Origin of the sequence: Pseudomonas sp. KB_15 (assembly GCF_052114525.1) — a bacterium.
Lineage (GTDB): Bacteria > Pseudomonadota > Gammaproteobacteria > Pseudomonadales > Pseudomonadaceae > Aquipseudomonas.
Genome location: NZ_JBFREX010000379.1, coordinates 1 through 355, shown reverse-complemented (window position 1 = coordinate 355; position 355 = coordinate 1). Strand labels below are relative to the sequence as shown.

At 63.4% G+C, this 355-nt stretch carries 1 protein-coding gene; it reads left to right on the top strand.

Going from position 1 to position 355, the window contains the following annotated elements; translation table 11 throughout:
- A partial coding sequence (locus AB4Z35_RS31375) for an aminoacyl--tRNA ligase-related protein (RefSeq protein WP_442101350.1) occupies nucleotides 1–245 on the top strand: 245 nt, incomplete at its 5' end.
- Nucleotides 246–355 lie beyond the last annotated feature (110 nt).

Genomic DNA, 355 nt, shown 5'->3' with positions numbered 1-355 from the left:
CCTACCGCGAGATCAGCTCGTGCTCGAGCATGGGCGACTTCCAGGCGCGCCGCATGCAGGCCCGCTTCCGCGCGGGGCAGGGCAAGCCGGAACTCGTGCACACGCTGAACGGCTCGGGCCTGGCCGTGGGCCGCACGCTGGTGGCGATTCTCGAGAACTACCAGAATGCCGACGGTTCGCTGACCGTGCCGAAGGCGCTGCAGCCGTATATGGGCGGCATCACAACGCTGCAACCGGAGGCGTAAAAATTATTGCGCAAGCCGCTTGCAAAGGCGGGCGCAACATCGCTATAATCTTGGTTTCGCCGCAAGGTCGACCAAGTTACCGGAGAGGTGGCAGAGTGGTCGAATGTACC